The 21,299-nt window shown below is 59.6% G+C and carries 20 protein-coding genes and 2 pseudogenes; 7 read left to right on the top strand and 15 right to left on the bottom strand.

Annotated features, from left to right (window positions below; translation table 11 throughout):
• Positions 1-135 precede the first annotated feature (135 nt).
• The 3 genes from AB4N43_RS10445 (at position 136) to pdxH (ending at position 3,172) form a co-directional block, all read left to right on the top strand.
• Positions 136-1,281, top strand: a complete 1,146-nt coding sequence (locus tag AB4N43_RS10445; protein WP_027925646.1) for an EstA family serine hydrolase — start codon at positions 136-138, stop codon at positions 1,279-1,281.
• A 115-nt stretch (positions 1,282-1,396) separates the two neighbouring features.
• A complete protein-coding gene (locus AB4N43_RS10440; protein WP_027925645.1) occupies positions 1,397-2,500 on the top strand; it encodes an OmpA family protein in 1,104 nt (367 codons plus the stop codon).
• Positions 2,501-2,524: 24 nt separating this feature from the next.
• Positions 2,525-3,172: a pyridoxamine 5'-phosphate oxidase gene (pdxH, locus tag AB4N43_RS10435; RefSeq protein ID WP_460153970.1), complete on the top strand. Its 648-nt coding sequence runs from the start codon at positions 2,525-2,527 to the stop codon at positions 3,170-3,172.
• Positions 3,173-3,177: 5 nt separating this feature from the next.
• Here the strand turns inward: pdxH and AB4N43_RS10430 are convergent, their stop codons facing one another.
• On the bottom strand, positions 3,178-3,414 hold the full coding sequence (locus AB4N43_RS10430; protein ID WP_027925643.1) for a hypothetical protein: 237 nt from the start codon (positions 3,412-3,414) through the stop codon (positions 3,178-3,180).
• 132 nt (positions 3,415-3,546) lie between these two features.
• Here AB4N43_RS10430 and AB4N43_RS10425 point away from each other — a divergent pair, with 132 nt between their 5' ends.
• Positions 3,547-4,011, top strand: coding sequence for an outer membrane lipoprotein (locus tag AB4N43_RS10425; protein WP_027925642.1), 465 nt, complete (start codon positions 3,547-3,549; stop codon positions 4,009-4,011).
• A gap of 252 nt (positions 4,012-4,263) precedes the next feature.
• Here AB4N43_RS10425 and AB4N43_RS10420 read toward each other — a convergent pair.
• Positions 4,264-5,186 (bottom strand): annotated as a pseudogene (locus AB4N43_RS10420) (S-type pyocin domain-containing protein); the annotation flags it as partial.
• A 121-nt stretch (positions 5,187-5,307) separates the two neighbouring features.
• Positions 5,308-6,495, bottom strand: coding sequence for a Na+/H+ antiporter NhaA (nhaA, locus tag AB4N43_RS10415; RefSeq protein ID WP_027925641.1), 1,188 nt, complete (start codon positions 6,493-6,495; stop codon positions 5,308-5,310).
• A gap of 236 nt (positions 6,496-6,731) precedes the next feature.
• Here nhaA and AB4N43_RS10410 point away from each other — a divergent pair, with 236 nt between their 5' ends.
• Complete coding sequence (locus AB4N43_RS10410; RefSeq protein WP_172825951.1) at positions 6,732-7,829, top strand: PLP-dependent cysteine synthase family protein; 1,098 nt, start codon at positions 6,732-6,734, stop codon at positions 7,827-7,829.
• Between the two features lie 117 nt (positions 7,830-7,946).
• Here AB4N43_RS10410 and AB4N43_RS10405 read toward each other — a convergent pair whose 3' ends face one another.
• The gene (locus tag AB4N43_RS10405) at positions 7,947-9,560 is read right to left on the bottom strand and encodes an NAD(P)/FAD-dependent oxidoreductase (RefSeq protein ID WP_027925639.1); all 1,614 of its coding nucleotides are present in this window, start codon (positions 9,558-9,560) and stop codon (positions 7,947-7,949) included.
• Between the two features lie 94 nt (positions 9,561-9,654).
• Positions 9,655-10,308, bottom strand: a complete 654-nt coding sequence (locus AB4N43_RS10400; protein ID WP_460153969.1) for a COG3650 family protein — start codon at positions 10,306-10,308, stop codon at positions 9,655-9,657.
• A gap of 134 nt (positions 10,309-10,442) precedes the next feature.
• Here AB4N43_RS10400 and AB4N43_RS10395 point away from each other — a divergent pair, with 134 nt between their 5' ends.
• Positions 10,443-11,543 carry an acyltransferase family protein gene (locus AB4N43_RS10395; RefSeq protein ID WP_410921424.1) on the top strand — a complete coding sequence of 367 codons (1,101 nt, stop codon included), beginning with the start codon at positions 10,443-10,445 and terminating at the stop codon, positions 11,541-11,543.
• 19 nt (positions 11,544-11,562) lie between these two features.
• Here AB4N43_RS10395 and AB4N43_RS10390 read toward each other — a convergent pair whose 3' ends face one another.
• The gene (locus tag AB4N43_RS10390; RefSeq protein WP_027925637.1) at positions 11,563-12,162 is read right to left on the bottom strand and encodes a short chain dehydrogenase; all 600 of its coding nucleotides are present in this window, start codon (positions 12,160-12,162) and stop codon (positions 11,563-11,565) included.
• A gap of 104 nt (positions 12,163-12,266) precedes the next feature.
• Between AB4N43_RS10390 and AB4N43_RS10385 the strand changes: the two genes are divergently transcribed.
• Positions 12,267-13,193 (top strand): LysR family transcriptional regulator, encoded by a 927-nt coding sequence (locus AB4N43_RS10385; protein WP_027925636.1) that lies wholly within the window; start codon positions 12,267-12,269, stop codon positions 13,191-13,193.
• Between the two features lie 146 nt (positions 13,194-13,339).
• On the opposite strand, the gene AB4N43_RS10380 is transcribed toward AB4N43_RS10385, so the two are convergent.
• The 9 genes and pseudogenes from AB4N43_RS10380 to AB4N43_RS10340 form a co-directional block, all read right to left on the bottom strand.
• Positions 13,340-13,822, bottom strand: coding sequence for a DoxX family protein (locus tag AB4N43_RS10380; protein WP_059181513.1), 483 nt, complete (start codon positions 13,820-13,822; stop codon positions 13,340-13,342).
• Positions 13,819-14,581 (bottom strand): annotated as a pseudogene (locus AB4N43_RS10375) (HvfC/BufC family peptide modification chaperone). Before AB4N43_RS10375 ends, AB4N43_RS10380 begins: the two are co-directional and overlap by 4 nt.
• Entirely contained in the window at positions 14,578-15,432 is an 855-nt protein-coding gene (gene bufB / locus AB4N43_RS10370; protein WP_460153968.1) for an MNIO family bufferin maturase, read from the bottom strand. Before bufB ends, AB4N43_RS10375 begins: the two are co-directional and overlap by 4 nt.
• A gap of 25 nt (positions 15,433-15,457) precedes the next feature.
• Positions 15,458-15,760 carry a BufA1 family periplasmic bufferin-type metallophore gene (locus AB4N43_RS10365; RefSeq protein WP_460153966.1) on the bottom strand — a complete coding sequence of 101 codons (303 nt, stop codon included), beginning with the start codon at positions 15,758-15,760 and terminating at the stop codon, positions 15,458-15,460.
• A gap of 302 nt (positions 15,761-16,062) precedes the next feature.
• Positions 16,063-16,764, bottom strand: a complete 702-nt coding sequence (locus tag AB4N43_RS10360) for an ABC transporter ATP-binding protein (protein WP_027925631.1) — start codon at positions 16,762-16,764, stop codon at positions 16,063-16,065.
• Entirely contained in the window at positions 16,765-17,532 is a 768-nt protein-coding gene (livG, locus tag AB4N43_RS10355) for a high-affinity branched-chain amino acid ABC transporter ATP-binding protein LivG (RefSeq protein ID WP_027925630.1), read from the bottom strand.
• Positions 17,529-18,785 carry a high-affinity branched-chain amino acid ABC transporter permease LivM gene (locus tag AB4N43_RS10350; RefSeq protein ID WP_027925629.1) on the bottom strand — a complete coding sequence of 419 codons (1,257 nt, stop codon included), beginning with the start codon at positions 18,783-18,785 and terminating at the stop codon, positions 17,529-17,531. Before AB4N43_RS10350 ends, livG begins: the two co-directional genes overlap by 4 nt.
• Positions 18,782-19,705, bottom strand: a complete 924-nt coding sequence (gene livH, locus AB4N43_RS10345) for a high-affinity branched-chain amino acid ABC transporter permease LivH (protein WP_027925628.1) — start codon at positions 19,703-19,705, stop codon at positions 18,782-18,784. The genes AB4N43_RS10350 and livH overlap by 4 nt, the downstream gene beginning before the upstream one ends.
• A gap of 232 nt (positions 19,706-19,937) precedes the next feature.
• Positions 19,938-21,065 carry a branched-chain amino acid ABC transporter substrate-binding protein gene (locus AB4N43_RS10340; RefSeq protein ID WP_027925627.1) on the bottom strand — a complete coding sequence of 376 codons (1,128 nt, stop codon included), beginning with the start codon at positions 21,063-21,065 and terminating at the stop codon, positions 19,938-19,940.
• Between the last annotated feature and the right edge of the window lie 234 nt (positions 21,066-21,299).

The following is a 21,299-nucleotide window of genomic DNA, read 5'->3' as shown; positions in this document are numbered from 1 at the left end:
GTCCGAAAAGACACCACAAATTTTCTCATCCAATCCATGGGCAACCGACCGCCCAGCCCAACCCTGTTCCCAAAACGGCTAATGGCTGGAACAATGCGGGCCACTTTGTATAGCGAATATCCGGGAGCAATGCGGGTGCAGATTCAGGGTCATTACGAGCTTAAGTTCGAAGCCGTGCGCGAAGCTTTCGCGGCGCTGTTCGACGATCCTCAGGAACGTGGCGCAGCCTTGTGCATCCAGGTCGGCGGTGAAACCGTCCTTGACCTCTGGGCCGGCACCGCCGACAAGGATGGCAGCGAAGCCTGGCACAGCGACACCATCGCCAACCTGTTCTCCTGCACCAAGACGTTCACCGCGGTCACGGCCCTGCAATTGGTGGCTGAGGGCAAGCTGCAACTGGATGCACCGGTAGCGCGCTATTGGCCCGAATTTGCCGCCGCCGGCAAAGAGTCCGTGACCCTGCGTCAATTGCTCTGCCATCAGGCAGGCTTGCCGGCGTTGCGCGAATTGCTGGCCCCGGAGGCACTTTACGACTGGCAAACCATGGTCGACGCCCTCGCGGCCGAAACGCCGTGGTGGACGCCGGGCCAAGGCCACGGCTACGCCGCGATCACTTACGGCTGGCTGGTGGGCGAGTTACTGCGCCGTGCCGACGGTCGTGGGCCGGGCGAATCCATCGTCGCTCGCGTTGCCAGGCCATTGGGCCTGGATTTCCACGTCGGCCTGGCTGATGAAGAATTCCATCGCGTGGCGCACATCGCGCGTGGCAAGGGTAATGTCGGCGATGCCGCCGCCCAGCGCCTGTTGCAAGTGACCCTGCGTGAACCGACGGCCATGACCACCCGGGCCTTCACCAATCCGCCGTCGATCATGACCAGCACCAACAAACCCGAATGGCGGCGTATGCAGCAACCTGCCGCCAACGGTCATGGCAATGCGCGCAGTCTGGCCGGGTTCTACGCCGGCCTGCTCGATGGCAGTTTGCTGGAAGGCGAAATGCTCGATGAGCTGACCCGAGAACACAGCCTCGGCGACGACAAGACTTTATTGACCCGGACCCGCTTTGGTCTGGGTTGCATGCTTGATCAACCGGACGTTCCCAACGCGACCTACGGCCTCGGCCCACGGGCGTTCGGCCATCCGGGCGCTGGCGGCTCCATCGGTTTTGCCGACCCTGAACACGATGTAGCCTTCGGTTTTGTGACAAATACCCTGGGGCCGTACGTCTTGATGGATCCACGCGCGCAGAAGCTTGCGCGAGTACTGGCCACTTGTCTGTAAAACCCGCTCAAGGGTTCCAGTACCGGAACCCGGCAGCCTTTTCGGTTTCAAAGCGTCAGTTTGTGCGGGCCGCTTCGGTCTGACTTTTCATTACTTCATATTTCGTGGATATCCGATGTCATCCAAACCAACTCTCGCCCTGGCCCTGTGCTTTGCTATCACCGGTTGTGCACAGACCCCAAAAAGTGATTCCGATGGTGGCAGCTGGTGGCCGTTCGGTTCGTCCGACAAAGTCGCCGCTAAAGAGCCGAGCCCAGTTCCTGCCCCGGCCCCACTGAAACCTGCTGCCACCGCACCTGTTGCCAAAAGTGAGAGCGCCAGCCCTTGGTACTGGCCGTTCGGTGCCGATGATGCCGCTGCCAAGACCGCTGCCAAGCCGGAAATAAAACCTGAAGCCAAACCGGTCCCGGTCGCCAAGGCTGATACCAACGCGGGTAACTCGTGGTGGTGGCCGTTCGGCGGCAAGGATCAGAGCGCTACCAAGGTTGCGCCAATAGACCCGAAAGTCACCCAGGCCTGGCTCGACGACTACGAACCGCGTCTGCGTGAAGCGATCAAGGACAGCAACCTGCAACTTGAACGCCGCGAAAACGTATTGGTGGTGACCGCGCCGGTAGAAGGCTCGTTCAACCCGGATCGTCCAGCTATGCTGCTGCCTGTCACCCTCGGCCCGTTCACCCGTGTCGCGAAAATCCTTGAAGTCGATCCGAAAACGGCCGTGCTGGTACTCGGTCACAGCGATACGTCGGGTGCGGCACCGGCCAACGTGAAACTGAGCCAGGAACGTGCACAAGCCGTCGCCGCCATCTTCCGTCTCAGCGGTTTGCAGCGTGACCGCCTGATGCTCCGCGGCATGGGCGGTGACGCCCCGCGTGCGGCCAACGACAGTGTTGAAGGCCGTGCCTTGAACCGTCGCGTGGAATTGCTGGTGACCCCGCAGAACACCATGGTGGCGTTGCTGGCCAAGTACAACATGCCGGCTCCGGCGCCAGTGACTATGATCGCGGCGAAGGACATCAAGCCAGTGGCCACACCGGTCACCCCTGCGCCAGCGGCGAAGAAAGCGGCTGTGCCGGCGACGAAAAAGGCCCCGGCGAAGAAAGCCACTGCCAAGAAAGCACCGGCTAAAACCGCAACGCCAGCGAAGAAGACGGTGCCGGCTAAAGCAGTTGCCGACGCCAAGAAAGTTGACGTCGCGGCTGACGCCACCAAAAAGTGATTCGTTAACCAAAAGGAATGCGCCATGACCCAAGGCCTGGCTGATATGCGTCGTGACTACACCCGTGATGGCCTGACCGAGGCGCAAGCCCCGGCAGAGCCGTTCGGGCTGTTCCACCAGTGGTTCGCCGACGCGGTGAAAACCGAGCAAGCGCCGGTGGAGGCGAACGCCATGACTTTGGCGACGGTCGATCAGGACGGTCGGCCTCATTGCCGCATTCTGTTGCTCAAAGGTCTGGACGAGCAGGGCTTCACGTTCTTCACCAACTACGAAAGCGCCAAGGGTCAGCACTTGGCGGCGAATCCGTTCGCGGCCATGACCTTTTTCTGGCCGGACCTGGAGCGCCAGGTGCGCATCGAAGGTCGGGTGGTGAAGGTTTCGCCCGAAGAATCCGACGCCTACTTCCAGGTTCGTCCACTGGGCAGCCGACTCGGTGCCTGGGCGTCACCGCAGAGCCGGGTGATTGCCGATCGTGCCGAACTGGAAGCGCTGCTCAAGAACACCGAGCAACGTTTCAGCGATACAGCGCCGCACTGCCCGGATCACTGGGGCGGTTATCGCTTGCTGCCGGAACGCATCGAGTTCTGGCAGGGTCGTGCGAGCCGCCTGCATGATCGCCTGAACTACCGCCTACAGGGCGCTGACTGGATTCTTGAACGTCTGGCACCCTAAGCAGTCTACCGTTCGGGATACCTTGCTGCAGCGGCCTCAAGCCACTGGGGCAGGTCCCGACGCTTGATCTTCTGTGCGTGAGCGTTCGCCAGTTGCTGGAGCATGAAAGCTTTTTTCTGTTCGTCCTTCCCAGCCAAAGCCAATGCCAGGTCGCGGTCCATCCAGCGTTTTATCCGAACGTACAGCCACCAATGGAAGTACAAACCGGCGACGGTAGTGATGAAAACGATGAAGTAATCCATGACAATCCTTGGGGCGTGAATGTGCAGTGGCGCCTGTACCGGGCCTGAATCAAAACATTTTTATCCCGACCATGCCGTGACAGGCGTCAAGCTGCGGGGTTTAATGATCACCTGTCCTTTGGAGTTGATGCTATGCGTAAGTCTGTTTTGTTGGTTGCTTCCTTTTCCACGATGGCGATGTTGCTCACCGGCTGCCAATCCAGCCTGACCGGTGACTCCTACTCCCGTGATGAAGCGCGTCGTGTGCAAACGATTCGCATGGGCACCATCGAAGCGCTGCGCCCAGTGAAAATCGAAGGCACCAAAACCCCAATCGGCGGCGCTGCAGGTGCAGTGGTCGGCGGCGTTGGCGGTAGCGCCATCGGCGGCGGCAAAGGCAGCATCGTTGCCGCAGTCATCGGCGCAGTCGCCGGCGGCCTGGTAGGTTCGGCGGCCGAAGAAGGCCTGACCCGCACCCAAGGCGTCGAAATCACTGTGCGCGAAGACGACGGCAGCATGCGCGCCTATGTTCAGCAAGTTCAGGAGAATGAAGTGTTCCGCGTTGGCGAACGTGTGCGGATTTCTACTGTAGATGGCACGAGCCGCGTGTCGCACTAAGCGGGATGGGTAAAGAAAAACCCCGATCAGGTGACTGGTCGGGGTTTTTTGTGTCTGTGGTTTTCACCTGTTGCACATCAGTTGCAGTCTCTCTAGAGACAAGTCGTAGCCGTCAAACTCGCTATCATATTGCTCCCGGTTCCGGTTCACGGTGCCGCACGGGTGCCGATGAATACTCCAAGCCTTCAGGGAAATCGACGTTTAGTAGCCGCGCTATCTGAAGGATTTGACTGTCGGTTAGCTCAAGTTCAACAAAGACAGAACAATGTAAACCGGCTTCACCCCTGACCCCGCCGGAAACACAAGAATGAAATCCTTGTACTCAGGCGGATACACCGGGTTCACAATAATGCTGGCCGCCGCCGGCGTCGGCGGATACACCCAGATATGCGGCGCCTGCGGTGCAGCCTCCAGTGCTGGAATGCCGAGGGTGTCCGAGCCATCCACGGCCGGTGTCCAGATCAGTTCAACACTTCCCCCGAGATCCGCCACCTGCTGGCTGCCGCGCAGTGTGAACTGCACGACATCGACCATTTCCCAATCGCGGTTTTTGCCGGTGTAGAACCCGTAGCCCTTGAGGCTGCCGTCAGCCTGCTGCTCGACCTGCAATCGAACGCGGGTTCTGGCCTGTTTCAGGGCACGCAGTTGTTCGTCGGTATAGAGCGCGCTATCACCCGGGCTCGGCGTCCAGAACAACGCGACGACACCGGCCAATGTGGCGGCAGCGGCGGCTTCAAGTGCCAATAAAGGTGCAGCGAGCGCCGGGGCTCTAAGTGCCAGTCGACCTACGCCGAGGGAGACTGTACTGCCGCTGATGGTTTCGAGATTCAGCACCCCGGCATCGTCTGTATCACGAGCACCGAGCCAGACAATTTCTCCGTAATCCTTGAGGCTGTCGGTCGGAACCACACCCGAAGGATTCGAGTAATCGATAATGGCGTCTGGCAGGTTGCAGGACTTGGCAAAGACGCATCCCGCGCGAGGGATGTCGGGTTTTTTCGTCGAGGCCTGAAGCCTATCTTCAAAAGCCTGCTGCCGGGCGAGCATGGCGTCGTAAGCGCTTTGTCGCGCATCGCGCTCGGCCAGTTCGGTGGCTGTCATGAAGCGGTGGGTAACGTGATGACCGTCACCGGAGGGGGGCTTTTAGCCCTGGGGACTTCCTTGTTGCCAGCCACTGATCTTCCTTGCGTTCGTCCGTCGACAGCCCCCAATAAAGGAGCTGTGCGACGTTAACGAACGAGGCGGATCGTGGCTGTAGGATGAATCCTTGATGCTGCTAGGAGCGTTCGCTTTCGCTCAGGACTGCAAAACGGCGCTCTTGCGACTCGCCATCGCCGTCACCGCATAACCAATCAATGCCGCGAGAATCGACCCGGTCAGAATCCCCATCCGGTCCATCCCGGCGTAGTCGCTGACGCCTGGCTCAAACGCCAGCGAGCCGACGAACAGACTCATGGTGAAACCGATCCCGCAAAGGATCGATACCCCCAGCACATGGCCCCAATTGGCGCCTTGGGGCAGGGCGGCGATGCCGATTTTCACCGCCAGCCAGGTCAGGCCGAACACACCCACGGTTTTACCCAGCAGCAGGCCGGTGGCGATACCCATCGGTACGTGGTGGGTGAAGCTTTCAACGGTGACACCGCTCAGAGACAGGCCGGCGTTGGCGAAGGCGAACAGCGGCAGGATGCCGTAAGCCACCCACGGGTGCAGGGCGTGTTCAAGGGTCAGCAGTGGCGAAGACTCGGCGTTTTTGGTGCGCAGCGGGATGCAGAACGCCAGGGTCACACCGGCCAACGTGGCGTGGACACCGCTCTTGAGCACGCAGACCCAGAGGATCAAGCCGATGATCATGTACGGTCCAAGCTTCACCACGCCGAGCCGGTTCATGGCGATCAGCGCGATGATGCAGGCAGCCGCCAATGCCAGCGACAGCGTCGACAGGGTGCCGGAATAGAAGATCGCGATGACGATGATTGCGCCCAGGTCGTCAATGATCGCCAGGGTCATCAGGAACAGCTTCAGCGACACCGGCACGCGTTTGCCTAGCAAGGCGAGTACGCCGAGGGCAAAGGCAATGTCGGTGGCCATCGGGATGGCCCAGCCACCCAAGGCTGCCGGATCGTCACGGTTCAAGAACCAGTAGAGCAGCGCCGGCACGACCATACCGCCAATCGCCGCGGCGCCGGGCAGGACGATTTGCGAAGGGTTCGACAACTGGCCGTCGAGGACTTCGCGCTTCACTTCCAGGCCGATCAGCAGGAAGAACATCGCCATCAGGCCGTCGTTGATCCACAGCAGTAACGGCTTGGCGATTTTCAGCGCGCCGATCTGAGCGACGACAGGGGTGTCCAGCAGCCCGCTGTAGAGCCACGACAACGACGAGTTGTTGATGATTAAAGCCAGGGCTGCCGCGGCGATCAGTAACAGACCGCTGGCAGCTTCCAACTGAAAGAAACGCGTGAAAGTGCTACGCAGAGGCAAGGTCGCTCTCCATCGATGAATTCAAAAGGTGGCACACCCTAACCCGTACCGTTAGTTGTTAAAACAAAAGTTATATTCTTTTTTGTTATATGCAGTAACAACGTGAAGGTTGGGACCGGGCTTGAGCCTAGCAGTTGCCGGCCGTATTGAACGTCAGCTGTACCTGTGCGGGATGTAGGTTTTTTCCTAAGCTTGAAGGCTGAGCCTTACAAGAAGGCCGACTCAACGAGAAAACCATCATGAGCGACAACCGACAGTGGGCCCGCGAAGCCATCCGGATCATCGAAGCAGACTTCCAGCGCAGCGCCGATACCCACCTGATCCCCTTGCCGCTGCCGGGTTTTCCGGGCATTGAATTGTATTTCAAGGATGAATCCAGCCATCCCACCGGCAGCCTCAAGCACCGCCTGGCGCGTTCGTTGTTCCTGTATGCGCTGTGTAACGGTTGGCTCAAGCCCGGTGCGCCAGTCATCGAGGCGTCCAGCGGTTCGACAGCGATTTCCGAGGCGTACTTCGCCAACTTGCTGGGTTTGCCCTTTATTGCGGTGATGCCGGCGACCACCTCGAAAGAGAAAATCGCGCAAATTGCTTTCTATGGTGGCAAGAGTCATCTGGTCGACGACCCGACCCAGATCTACGCCGAATCCGAACGGTTGGCGCGCGAGCATGACGGTCATTTCATCGACCAGTTCACCTACGCCGAACGCGCCACCGACTGGCGGGCGAACAACAACATCGCCGAATCGATCTTCCATCAGATGCGTTTCGAAAAGCACCCTGAGCCGAGCTGGCTGATCTCCAGCCCCGGCACCGGCGGCACCACCGCGACGCTGGGGCGTTACGTGCGGTATCGCCAGCATTGCACCCGCGTGCTGTGCGCCGATGCCGAGCGTTCGGTGTTTTTCGATTACTACCAGACCGGCGATGCCAGCCTGCGCCTGGAGTGCGGTTCGCGGATCGAAGGGATCGGCCGGCCGCGGGTGGAAGCGTCGTTCCTGCCCAAGGTGATTGATGCCATGGTCAAAGTGCCGGACGCGTTGTCCCTGGCGGCGATGCACTATCTGGCGCAGCGGTTGGGGCGGCGAGTGGGCGGTTCGAGCGGGACCAACCTGATCGGCGCCTTGATGGCGGCTCAGCAGATGGCAGCGGCGGGGGAGTCGGGGTCGATCGTGGCGATTCTGTGTGATGGCGGCGAACGTTATGCCACCACGTACTACGACCAGGATTGGCTCAAGGGCCAGGGCTATGAATTGAGTGGTTTGATGGAGAGGGTGGCGGCGAGTGTCGAGCGCGGTGAGGCGCTACCATCGACGGTACTGCGCGCCAACATCTGACACACTGAAGATCCCTTGTAGCAGTGAGCCTGCTCGCGATAGCAAAAGATCAGTCAACATCTCTGTTGACTGTTAATCCGCATCGCGAGCCGGCTCACTCCTACAGGGGGATGTGCATCAGGCTTCCAGGCCGAGGATATCGCGAGCCACGGCTTCCGCAATGCGAATACCATCCACACCCGCCGACAGAATCCCGCCCGCATAACCCGCGCCTTCACCCGCCGGGAACAAGCCCTTCACATTCAAGCTCTGCATCGATTCATTACGGGTAATGCGCAGCGGTGACGAGGTGCGTGTCTCGATCCCGGTCAACACCGCGTCATGCAGCGAGTAACCGCGAATCTGCTTCTCGAACGCTGGCAGCGCTTCACGAATCGCCTCGATGGCAAACGCGGGCAAGGCCAACGCCAAATCACCCAATGCAACGCCAGGCTTGTAGGACGGCTCAACACTGCCCAACTCAGTCGACGGCTTGCCGGCAATGAAGTCACCGACCAGTTGCGCCGGCGCTTCATAGTTGCTGCCACCGAGCACAAACGCATGGGATTCCAGGCGTTCCTGCAATTCGATGCCGGCCAGCGGGCCGCCCGGGTAATCGACTTCCGGGGTGATGCCAACGACGATTCCGGAGTTGGCGTTGCGTTCGTTACGCGAGTATTGGCTCATGCCGTTGGTGACGACGCGGTTCGGCTCGGACGTCGCCGCGACCACGGTGCCGCCTGGGCACATGCAGAAGCTGTAGACCGAACGGCCGTTCTTGGCGTGGTGCACCAGTTTGTAGTCGGCCGCCCCGAGTTTCGGGTGGCCGGCGTACTTGCCCAACCGTGCGCGGTCGATCAGTGACTGCGGGTGTTCAATGCGGAAACCCACCGAAAACGGCTTGGCTTCCATGAACACGCCACGGCCGTGGAGCATGCGGAACGTGTCCCGGGCACTGTGGCCAAGGGCAAGAATCACGTGTTTCGAATGGATCTGCTCGCCGCCGTTGAGTTCGACGCCGACCAGTTGGCCGTCCTCGATCAACACATCGGTGACGCGTTGCTGGAAGCGGACTTCGCCGCCCAGTGCGCGAATTTGCTCACGCATGTTTTCCACGACACCGGTCAGACGGAACGTACCGATGTGCGGTTTGCTGACGTAGAGGATTTCGTCCGGCGCACCGGCCTTGACGAACTCGTGCAGGACTTTGCGACCGATGAATTTCGGGTCCTTGATCTGGCTGTACAGCTTGCCGTCGGAGAACGTCCCCGCGCCGCCTTCACCGAACTGAACGTTGGATTCGGGGTTCAGCACGCTTTTACGCCACAGGCCCCAGGTGTCCTTGGTGCGCTGACGCACTTCGGTACCGCGCTCGAGGATGATCGGCTTGAAGCCCATTTGTGCGAGCAGCAGCCCGGCGAAAATCCCGCACGGCCCGAAGCCTACGACTACAGGGCGTTGTTGCAGATCGGCCGGTGCGTGGCCGACCACTTTGTAACTGACATCCGGCGCCACGTTGACGTTACGGTCATCGGCGAACTTGTGCAGTATCGCGGCCTCATCCTTGGCGGTGAGGTCGATGGTGTAGATGAAGCACAGTTCGGAGGACTTTTTGCGCGCATCGTAGCTGCGCTTGAACAAGGTGAAATCGAGCAGATCATCGCTGGCGATGCCCAGGCGCTGCACGATGGCAGGGCGCAGGTCTTCTTCGGGATGGTCGATCGGCAACTTCAGTTCAGTGATTCGTAACATGGCAAGACCCGGTTCGCGGGGCGCACAACTGCGCCAAGGCGTTGGAAACCGGTGATTATAAGCCCCAAAGGCGGATTCCGTGAGGCTTAAACGATCAGTCGTTGCGCGCACCGCCGAAATACGCGCAACCACGCTGTACCTGGCCATTGATGCGCAGTTCGGCGCTCATGTGCTGGACGCTGCCGGTGCTGCTGTCGGTGCAGCGTTGCGGCGCGACCCACAGTTCGATGTGCTGGTTATTGGCTTCGGTACTGAGGTTGAAACGGCCGTCGCCCAACTGTTCTTCCACATAAGGGACGGCCAGGGGCGGTTGACCGGCGCGATCGACCACCATGCCTTTGCCGCTGACCTTGACGTTCCACTCAGGCAAGTGACCGGCCGCGCGCAGGATCTGCAGTTTGAAATTGGGATCGTCGCACGCCGTGCCCGAGCGCTCGACGCGGTACAGCTGCTCCAGATCAAGGCGGCTGTCGACGATGCGCCCGCGCACATCGGCAAACAACTTGCCCTTGGTATCGGCCAGAGACGCCGCCTGTTGCAGCACACTGGTGCCGCCGGTGTCGTTGACCACATAGCTGCTGGTTTCATTGCAGGGCTGGAACAGCAACTTGCCGTCCGCCGCCGTCAACTGGCCTTGCATACGGGTCTGGCCCGCGTGGGAGGCACTTTCACGCGGGCCATCAAACAACTGACAGGCAGCAAACAGCGGCAGCAGGGCAACGACGACTAAGGAACGGGCAACACGCATCTTTGGCTCTCCAGACAAGTGCCGCCACGTTACTCAGGCACGCTCGTGATCACAAGGCTTGTGTGCCAGGGATTGAGTTGCCGGGTGCGTCCCAGCATAGTGGCGCCCTTGTCCAGGATCGGGCTCTTTTCGGCATGAACCAACGTCTCTCTATTTTCCCCAAACGGTTGTACGCACTGGATGCACTGCGAGGTATCGCGGCGTTGGCGGTGGTGTTCTGGCATTGGCAGCACTTCTTTTTTCAAGGGGCAGTGCCGGGCCCGCTGCAAACCGAACTGCAACCTTTCTATAGCGTGTTCGCCTTGTTTTATCGACACGGTGGCGATGCGGTCGCGTTGTTCTTCAGCTTGTCCGGGTTCATCTTTTTCTGGTTGTTCGGTCATGCCGTGGCGCGTAGGGAGCTGACCGGAAAACAGTTCTTCATCGAGCGTTTCAGCCGCATCTATCCGCTGCATCTGGCGACCTTCGCCGCTGTTGCGCTATTACAGATGATCTATACACGGCATACGGGCAACGCTTTTGTTTATCCGTTCAACGATCTCTATCACGGCGTGTTGAATGTATTTCTCGCCCCTGCCTGGGGATTGGAACAAGGCTGGTCATTCAACGCCCCGGCCTGGTCGATTTCGGTTGAAGTGCTGCTCTACGCGGCATTCTTCCTGCTGTGGCGTTATTCGCCCCTGCCCATGCTGATCAGCATTTTCTTGATCGCCGTGGCCGCTTATGTGTTTCCTGCGCAGTACAAAATCACCTTGGGCGTGTTCAGCTTTTTCTGCGGTGGTGTTGGCTATGTGTGGGTGACGTGGCTGCTGCAACGAATGCCACCGCGCTGGGTGGGCATGGGGTTGACGATCGGGTGTGCGGCGGGGTGGTGGTTGTTCGGCGCTGATCAGCCGCTGATCAAATGTGTGCTGTTGTTCCCGCTGACGATCATGGCCATTGCAGCCTGTCATCAGGTACTGGAACCGGTTGCCCGGCGCTTGGCGTGGCTGGGGGATATCAGCTACGCCTCCTATTTGCTGCATTTCCCGCTGCAAATTATCGCCGCGCTGTTGGCGGATAAATTCTTTGCGGGGCGAAGCGTCTTTTATCAGCCGTGGACGTTGCTGCTGTTCTTTGCGGTCCTGATCGGTGCCAGCCTGATTTGCCACCGCTGGTTCGAACGGCCAATGCAACAGTGGCTGCGCCAGTTCGGGCGCGAGCGCCTGGCGAGCGAAGTGATCGCTCGCCAGTAATGCCTGTCAGAAAGGACGGTCAGCCGACGTGAAACGTCTGACCTGTCTGCAAGCCTTCCACGCTTTTGGCGTAGGCCAATGCCACATCGGCTGCGGGAACCGGTTTGAACCCGCGGAAGTAAGGCGCGTATTTGCCCATGGCTTCCAGCAGCACGTTCGGGCTGATCGAGTTCACGCGCAGGCCGCGAGGCAGTTCGATGGCGGCGGCGCGGACGAAGCTGTCCAGCGCTCCGTTGACCAACGCGGCCGAGGCACCGCTGCGAATCGGGTCATGGCTGAGCACACCGGTGGTGAAGGTGAACGAGGCGCCGTCATTGGCGAACTCGCGACCGATCAGCAACAAATTGACCTGGCCCATCAGTTTGTCTTTGAGGCCCAGGGCGAAGCTGTCTCCGGTCATTTCATCCAGCGGCGCGAAGGTCACGTTACCCGCCGCGCAGATCAGGGCATCGAACTTGCCGGTCTGTTCGAACAGCTTGCGGATCGAGGCGCTGTCGCTGATATCCACTTGAAAGTCGCCACTGTTGCGGCCGATGCGGATGATTTCGTGGCGCTGGGACAGTTCCTTGTCGACGGCCGAGCCGATGGTGCCGCTTGCGCCTATCAATAGAATTTTCATCGTGCTGATTCTCGATTGGTTGAAAGTGATCTCAGTCTAGAGTGGTTTTTTCTGTTGATAAGCGCACTAATAGGCAACCTTTGGTTTTCAAATGGAAACAATCCATGAGCGAAATGGATGACCTGGCGGCGTTCGCGGTCTTGATCGAAGCCGGCAGTTTTACCTTGGCAGCGCAGCAACTGGGTTGCAGCAAAGGCCAATTGTCCAAGCGCATCAGCTTGCTGGAAACACGGTTTTCGGTGGTGCTGCTGCAACGCACGACGCGTCGTTTAAGCCTGACGGCGGCAGGCGCGGCGCTGTTGCCGCAAGCTCAGGCGCTTGTCGTCCAGGTCGAAAGGGCGCGTCAGGCGTTGGCGCGGTTGAAGGACGACATGGCCGGGCCGGTGCGTATGACGGTTCCGGTATCGCTGGGGGAAACCTTCTTCGATGGTTTGTTGCTGGAGTTTTCCGGCAAGTACCCAGAGGTGCAGATCGAGCTCGATCTGAACAACAACTTTCACGACCTGTCTCGGGATGGTTTCGATCTGGCGATTCGTTCCGAGGTGGGCAAGGACGAGCGATTGGTGGCTCGGCCACTGCTGGCCTGGCACGAGATGACCTGCGCCAGTCCGGCGTATCTTGAACAGTATGGCGAACCGCAAACACCGCAGGCCCTGGCCGAACACCGTTGTCTGCTCAACAGTCATTACAGCGGTCGCGAAGAATGGCTCTATCACCAGCAACATGAGTTGTTGCGCGTACGGGTGTCGGGGCCGTTTGCCAGCAATCACTACAGCTTGCTGAAAAAAGCCGCATTGGCGGGGGCCGGCATTGCGCGCCTGCCGTCCTATTTACTGCAAACGGAATTGGCTGACGGGCGATTGCGCTGGCTCCTGCGTGATTATCAGACGCGGCGCATGCCGATGTACCTGGTTCACCCGTATCAGGGCGGTTTGCCGAAACGCACGCAGGTGCTGGCGGATTACCTGATCGGCTGGTTCAAGCGCAGCGGTGAGGCGCTGGATCGCCTTAGCCTCGCACGGTCCGTGTAGCCGCTGTCGAGCTCGCGAGGCTGCGTCCGGCTGCGCAGCAGTCGTAAAATCAGTCACTGTGGTCTGACAGGTAAACCGCGTTTGCAGGTTTTGCGACCGCTTCGCGTTCGAACGCAGCCTTCGGCAGCTGCTACAGGGGGGCTGGGTTAGCGGGCGAAGCGTCGGGCGATCAGGTGATCAATCGACAATTTCCCCGGCCCCGTCGCCATCAAATACAGCAACACCGCCGCCCAGGTGCCGTGAGTCGGGTACGCATCCGGGTACACGAACAGTTGAATCGTCAGGGTCATGCCGAGCAAGGCCAACGCCGAAAAACGCGTGGCAAAGCCAATCAAAATCAGTACCGGGAAAAAGTGCTCGGCAAACGCCGCCAAGTGCGCTGCGATCTCTGGCGACAGCAACGGCACGTGGTACTCGCTCTTGAACAATGGAATGGTCGAATCGGCGAGGCGAGGCCAGCCGAGCTGGAAGGTGCCGTCGATCAAATCAATGGCGAGGCCTTCGACCTTGGTTTGTCCGGACTTCCAGAACACCGCCGCGATGGAGAACCGCGCAATGAAGGCGATCAGGCTCTGTGGAATCATCTCCAGCAGCGCGATAGCGCGGCTGATCGGGTTCTGAGTGTTCATGGCGATACCTTGTTGTGGTGGAGGTGAGTAAGGGGCGTTGTGGCTGATCAGCAAGGCCAGGGTTTGGCTGAGGTCGAACGCGGGGGCGGACGCTGCTGCCCGGAGCAGCGGCTGACCGTTTTGCAGGTTCTGAATGAAGGCGCTGGCGCCGGGTTCGATGACGAAGACTTCAACGTCCAGGCCATTGCGCAGGATCAACGCGTGTTGCCCGTGGTCCAGATCAATCCCGGCCAGCGTTGCGTCTTGCTGATGGGCAGCCCAGATCGAGACCACGGCGAAGGCTGACGTCAGCAGGTTGAGCGAGGGGTGAAGTTCGACGCTCAGCTCGCTCAGGGTGTGCGGGGCAGCGAGCGCTGCGCCGATCTGTTCAGGGTTCAACGGCTGGGCGTCGGCCGCGTGATAGGCGAGGGTGCGCAGGCGTTCCAGTCGCGCGACATCGGCCAGGTACGGCACGCTGACCGCCGGTTCGAAGCCTTCGATAAAGTCCGCCAAGTCGTGGCCGTAATCCTTGATCAACGGGCTCTGAGGCGCATTGCCGAGCAAATAGATCGCGGCCATGGCACGGAAAAATTCATTGCCGACCAATTGCGCAACCACGGGGTAGCTGTGCGCCAAGGCGTTGATCAGCGAACTCTGTACGTTATTGCGATACACCGCGAACCGGCTGGCGGGATCGGCGCCGTTGGCACTGAACACACCTTCGGGGCAGTTCAGTCGGGGATCAAGCAGGGCAGCAGCAAACGCGGCGTGCGTGTTCATGACCGGCCTCCCGCGCACCGCAACCGTTCATCGGCCTGACGCGCCTCGGCGTGCAAGACGCTGAAGGCCGGCAACTGATTGTCGCGTTCGATCAGGGTCGCTATCGGGCCTGTTCGCTCCAGTACGTGCTGGTACAAGGTCCAGACGGCGTTATCGATGGGGGCGCCGTGATCATCGATCAGCAGACGGTCACCGAGGCTGTCGGTGTCTTCGGCGAAGCCGGCCAGATGAATCTCGCCGACGGCATGGAGGGGCAGGGCGTCGATGTAAGCCGACAGATCGCGCTGATGATTGATGCTCGATACATAGACGTTGTTCACGTCCAGCAACAACCCGCAGCCCGTGCGACGGATGACTTCGTTGATGAAGTCAGCTTCATCGTACGTCGAGCGTTCAAACGCCAGATACGTTGCCGGGTTCTCCAGCAGCATCGGGCGTTTGAGGGTGCTTTGGACGTGATCAATGTGTTCACAGACGCGGCTCAGCGTCGGCGTGTCATAGGCCAGGGGCAGCAGGTCATTCAGAAACACCGGGCCATGGCTGGACCAGGCCAGGTGTTCGGAAAAGGACTGGGGTTGATAGCGCTCGATCAGTACGCCGAGACGCTTGAGGTGCTGAATGTCCAGTGGACCTTCAGCACCAATCGACAAGCCCACGCCATGCAGCGACAGCGGGTACTGCTCGCGAATCAAACCCAGGTAGTGATGAAACGGGCCGCCGGCCACCATGTAGTTTTCGGCGTGGACTTCGAAAAAGCCGATGTCCGGTTGTGAACCGAGCACTTCACGAAAGTGCTCGGTCTTGAGCCCCAGCCCGGCGCGGGGCGGGAGCCCGAACGGTAGATTGTTCATGGTCGACACTCGGGCTGGGTTGGGATCAGGCTTTGGCTTTGAACGCTTCCATTTGCCCGAAACCGGTCGGCGAGGTCTTGCTTTCGGTGGTGGCGCAGGTGCCTTTAGGGACGAGTTTCCAGGCGTTAGGCTGGAAATCGGTTTTCGAAGTGCCAGCGCAGGTGGTGCCGGCGCCTGCTGCACAATCGTTATGACCTTTCATGGCCACGCCGAAGCATTTTTCCATGTCGTCGGCCGCGTGGGCGGTGGACACGGTGGCCATGCTCAAGGCAGAACCAAGGGCCAGAACCAGGGCTGTGGCGGACAGGGTGCGGGTGGAAGCAGTCATGATGTTTCTCCGGTTTTTGAGGTGTCGGTCAGCAACGTTTGTGCTGGCTTACCCCTCTAGAGAAACGTCGTGGCGATGCGTTACAGCGGTCTCCAAAACTTTTTTAAAAAACTTCAATACACACCACATCCCTGTAGGAGTGAGCCTGCTCGCGATCTCGGTGGAGGAGTCAACACAGGTGTTGAATGTGAAATAGCTATCGCGAGCAGGCTCACTCCTACAGGAGATTTCCTTTGTCCGGAAGGTGTGTGGCAGGCACAAAAAAAACGGCCCGAAGGCCGTTTTCTGTTTACCGCAAAGACTCAACCACCCAGATACGCTTCACGCACTTTCGGGTCAGTCAGCAGGGCTTCACCGGTGCCTTGCATCACCACACGGCCGTTCTCCAGAACGTACGCGCGGTCGGCAATCTTCAGCGCCTGGTTGGCGTTCTGCTCGACCAGGAACACGGTCACGCCATCCTTGCGCAGTTGTTCGATGATGTCGAAGATCTGCTGGATGATGATCGGTGCCAGGCCCAACGAAGGTTCGTCGAGCAGCAGCAGCTTGGGCTTGCTCATCAGCGCACGGCCGATGGCGAGCATTTGCTGTTCGCCGCCGGACATGGTGCCGCCGCGCTGGGCGAAACGCTCTTTCAGGCGTGGAAAAAGTCCGAGAACCTTGTCCATCTGTTCCTGATAGTCGCCCTTGTCGGTGAAGAAGCCACCCATGGCGAGGTTTTCTTCCACGGTCAGGCGGGAGAACACCCGACGACCTTCCGGCACCACGGCAATGCTCTTGCGCATGATCTGCGCCGAGGTCTGCCCCACGAGCTCTTCGCCCATGTACTTGATGCTGCCACTGTGGGCCTGCGGCGAACCGCAAAGCGTCATCAGCAGGGTGGATTTGCCCGCGCCGTTGGCGCCGATCAGGGTGACGATTTCGCCCTGGCGGATTTCCACGTTGACGCTGTGCAGGGCCTGGATCTTGCCGTAGAAGGTGGAAACGTTTTCGAATTGCAGCATTTACGCTTCCCCCAGGTAGGCTTTGATCACTTCGGGATTGTCGCGGATCTGTTCCGGCGTGCCGTTGGCCAGGGGCGTGCCCTGGTTGATCACGACGATGTGGTCGGAAATGCTCATGACCAGTTTCATGTCGTGTTCGATCAGCAGCACGGTCACGTTGTGCTCTTCACGCAGCACACTGATCAGCGCCTTGAGGTCTTCGGTTTCCTTCGGGTTCAGACCGGCCGCCGGCTCGTCGAGCATGAGGATCCGCGGGCGGGTCATCATGCAGCGAGCGATTTCCAGGCGACGTTGCTGACCGTAAGCCAGGGTGCCGGCAGGCCGGTTGGCGAAGGCCTTGAGGTTGACCTTCTCCAGCCAGTACTCGGCGAACTCCATGGCCTCGCGTTCGCTTTTGCGAAAGCCCGGGGTCTTGAACAGGCCGGCCAGGAAGTTGGTGTTCAAGTGACGGTGCTGGGCGATCAAGAGGTTCTCGACCGCGGTCATGTCCTTGAACAACCGCACGTTCTGGAAGGTGCGCACCACGCCTTTGAGGGCGATCTTGTGGCCTGGCAGGCCTTCGATCGGCTCGCCGTCCAGCAGGATGCTGCCGCCGCTCGGCTTGTAGAAACCGGTCAGGCAGTTGAACACGGTGGTCTTGCCGGCGCCGTTGGGGCCGATCAATGCCACGACCTGTTTTTCCTTCACGGTCAGGGCGACGCCGTTGACCGCCAGCAAGCCGCCGAAGCGCATGCTCAAATTGTCTACTTTCAGGATCTCGCGGCTCATTTGCGCAGCTCCATGTGAGGACGTTGCATGGGCAGCAGGCCTTGAGGGCGCCAGATCATCATCAGCACCATCAAGGCGCCGAACATCAACATGCGGTATTCACTGAACTCACGCATCATTTCCGGCAACAGAATCATCACCGTGGCCGCCAGTACGACGCCCAGTTGCGAGCCCATGCCGCCCAGCACCACGATGGCGAGGATGGTTGCCGACTCGATGAAGGTGAAGGACTCCGGTGTCACCAGGCCCTGACGCGCGGCAAAGAAGCTGCCGGCGAAACCGGCGAAGCACGCGCCCAGGGTGAACGCTGACAGCTTGATTGCGGTCGGGTTCAGCCCCAGCGCCCGGCAGGCGATTTCGTCTTCACGCAGCGCTTCCCAGGCACGGCCCAGAGGCATGCGCAGCAAGCGGTTGATGACGAACAGGGCGAACAGCGACAACAACACCGCGATCAGGTAAAGGAAGATCACCTTGTTCACCGGGTTGTAGACCAGGCCGAAGTACTCGTGGAAGGTCTGCATTCCCTCCGCGGCCGTTTTATCGAACGTCAGTCCGAACAGCGTTGGCTTGGGAATGTTGCTGATGCCGTTCGGGCCACCGGTGATATCGGTCAGGTTACGCAGGAACAGACGGATGATTTCACCGAAGCCCAGGGTCACGATCGCCAGGTAGTCACCCCGCAAACGCAACACCGGGAAGCCCAGCAGGAAGCCGAACGTGGCCGCCATCAGGCCGGCAATCGGCAGGCAGATCCAGAAGCTCAGGCCGTAGTAATGCGACAGCAGCGCATAACTGTAGGCGCCGACGGCATAGAAACCGACGTAGCCGAGGTCGAGCAGGCCCGCCAGGCCGACCACGATGTTCAGGCCCAGGCCCAGCATCACGTAGATCAGCACCAGAGTGGCGATGTCCACCGCGCCGCGGGAGCCGAAGAACGGCCACACCAGTGCACCGATGATCAGCGCAATGATGATCCAGCGCTGGGTGGTCGGCAGGGTCAGGAAGTTACTGGCCTTGGCCGGCATGCCCGGCATGCTCGGCGAAGATTTCCAGGCCGCGCTGATCGACTTGTCGAACAACACTCGCAGGAACATCAGCACCGAGCAAACGGCGATGATGAGCAGCGTGGTGTTGCTGGTGCCATGGACTTCGAGGTTGATGCCGACGATGGTCAGTTTCAAACCCAGTACCGGGTAGGCGACGGCCCACACCAGCAAGGCGCTGAACAGCGCCTGTCTAAGATTCCTAGTCATACTTTTTCAACCTCCGGACGGCCCAACAGGCCGGTAGGCCGGAACAACAACACCAGAACCAATAGACCGAAAGCCACGACGTCCTTGTACTGGTCGCCGAAGATGTCGGCACCAAAGGCTTCCGCTACCCCCAACACGATCCCGCCGAGCATGGCGCCGGGAATGCTGCCGATACCGCCCAATACCGCTGCGGTGAAGGCCTTGAGGCCGACGAGGAAACCGGCGTTCGGGTTGATCACGCCATACTGCATGCTCAGGAGCACGGCTGCGATGGCCGCCAGTGCAGCACCGATGACGAAGGTCAGGGCGATGATGTTGTTGGTGTTGATACCCAGCAGGTTGGCCATCTTGATGTCTTCGGCACAGGCACGGCAGGCGCGACCCAGGCGAGAGCGGGAGATGAACAGCGTCAAGCCGAGCATGGCGACGAACGTCACCACGAACACCACGATTTGCATGTAGGAAATCAGCACTTCATGTGCGCCACCTGGCCCGATGGTGAAGTTACCAGGGATCAGGTTGGGGATGGATTTGTCCTTGGAGTCTTGCGCCAGCAGAACCGTGTTCTGCAGGAAGATCGACATGCCGATGGCGGAAATCAGCGGAATCAGACGGTTGCTGCCGCGCAAGGGGCGGTAGGCGATCCGTTCGATGCTGTAGCCGTAGGCACTGGTCACGACGATGGTCGCGAGGAAAGCGGCAGTCATCAACAGCGGAACGCTGTCGAGTCCCATCATGGACAGGCCCGCGATGGCGATGAACGCCACGTAGGAACCAATCATGTACACCTCGCCGTGGGCGAAGTTGATCATTCCAATGATGCCGTAAACCATCGTATAGCCGATGGCGATCAGGGCATACGTGCTGCCAATGGTCAGGCCATTAACCAGCTGTTGGAAAAAGTGATAGATGTCAGGCATTACAGCGCTCCTAAAAACCTGATACGCATTTCACTGGTGGAGTCATTTTCCCGCTCGAGCCCCGTGGATCTGCACCCACTTCGAACGCGAGGTTTGCCAGCGAACCGCTGATGACGGTTTTGAGATTTTCAGGTGGGGAGACTGGCGGATCACGCCAGCGCGGCCCAAAACGTTCGTAAAACAAAGCCCACGGCACGCCGTGGGCTTTGTTGGCAGTCAGTCAGGCAAGGCCTTACTGAGGTGAAGCTTCAGTTTTTGGTTTGCCGAAGTGCCACTCGTAAACCACAAATTTGAAGTCTTTCAAGTCGCCCTTGGCGTCGAACTGCAGATCGCCAGTCGGGGTCTTGAAGGTGCCAGCGTGGATAGCAGCAGCCACTTTGGCAGTGTCTTCGCTCTTGGCGGCTTCGATACCACCGGCAATCACTTCAACAGCCGAGTAGGCCGGGAACACGAACGGACCGCTCGGGTCTTCTTTCTTCGCCTTGAACGCGTCAGCCAGGGCAACGTTGGCCGGATCCTGGTCGAAGGATTTCGGCAGGGTCACCAGCAGACCTTCGGAAGCGTCTTTGGCGATCTGCGAAATGGAGTCGTTACCCACGCCTTCCGGACCCATGAACTTGGCTTTCAGGCCTTTTTCCTGGGATTGACGCAGGATCAGACCCAGCTCCGGGTGGTAGCCGCCGTAGTAGACGAAGTCGACGTTGGCTTGCTTGAGCTTGGCGATGATCGAGGAGAAGTCCTTGTCGCCGGCGTTGATGCCTTCGAACACGGCAACCTTGACGTTTTTGCCTTCCAGGGTTTTCTTCACGGCGGTGGCGATGCCTTCACCGTATTGCTGTTTGTCATGCAGAACAGCAACGATTTTCGGTTTGACGTGATCGGCAATGTAGTTACCGGCGGCAGGGCCTTGGGCGCTGTCCAGACCGATGGTACGGAATACCATTTTGTAACCACGAGCGGTGATGTCCGGGCTGGTGGCAGCCGGAGTGATCATGATCACGCCTTCGTCTTCGTAGATGTCCGAAGCCGGTTGAGTGGAGCTGGAGCACAGGTGACCGACCACGAACTTGACGCCGTCGTTGACGACCTTGTTCGCGACCGCTACCGCTTGTTTTGGATCACAGGCGTCATCGTATTCAACGGCTTCGAGTTTCTTGCCGTCTACGCCGCCTTTGGCGTTGATCTGTTCGATGGCCATTTTGGCGCCACTGAACTGCATGTCGCCGTATTGGGCTACAGGACCGGTCTTAGGGCCGGCGATGCCGATCTTGATGGTGTCAGCTGCGAACGAATGGCTGGCAACCCCGGCCAGAACCATAGCGGCAAACAGTTTGGAAATCTGCTTAGTAGCCTTAGTCATAGTGCTCCACTCTTACTGTTGTAGTTTTTATAGTCCTGGCGCCGTAGCAGCAGAACCGGGTCAGATATCTTCGATACCCTCCGGAAAATGCCCCCGACAACTGTACCGGTACAGTGTAGAGCGCCAATTGTTAGCCTGGGAAGCTGGCGCCGGGGGGCAAAACCTGAGGGTGTCGCTTTTTTGAAAGAAAAAGACAGAATCACGGCGGGATGTTAGCTGGCTAATTGCTTGATT

The organism is Pseudomonas sp. S2_B07 (assembly GCF_054668435.1).
This window is presented reverse-complemented; position numbering and strand designations above follow the sequence as displayed.